This is a genomic window from Salmonella sp. SAL4457 (assembly GCF_046548235.1).
Lineage (GTDB): Bacteria > Pseudomonadota > Gammaproteobacteria > Enterobacterales > Enterobacteriaceae > Salmonella > Salmonella enterica.
The window spans coordinates 1-277 of sequence record NZ_JBGDZO010000387.1 but is presented as its reverse complement, the minus strand read 5'-3'; the positions used below and the strand labels follow the sequence as shown (position 1 = coordinate 277).

The 277-nt window shown below is 63.9% G+C and carries 1 pseudogene; it reads left to right on the top strand.

Going from position 1 to position 277, the window contains the following annotated elements:
• Positions 1–117: 117 nt before the first annotated feature.
• A pseudogene (locus tag ACLJNW_RS24755) lies at positions 118–277 on the top strand (two-component system response regulator PhoP); the annotation flags it as partial.

Below are 277 nucleotides of genomic sequence, written 5' to 3'. Positions count from 1 at the left end.
GCTCGCAATTCTACCTGGGCGCCAACTACAAGTTCTAAATGACCGCGCAGCGCCCGCGAGGGCATGCTTCGATGGCCGGGCCGGAAGGTCCGGCCGCATCTCATCCGGAGGAACCTCATGAAACTGCTGGTAGTGGAAGACGAGGCGCTGTTGCGCCACCACCTCTATACCCGCCTGGGTGAACAGGGGCACGTGGTGGACGCGGTACCGGATGCCGAGGAAGCCCTCTACCGGGTCAGCGAATACCACCACGACCTGGCGGTGATCGACCTCGGCC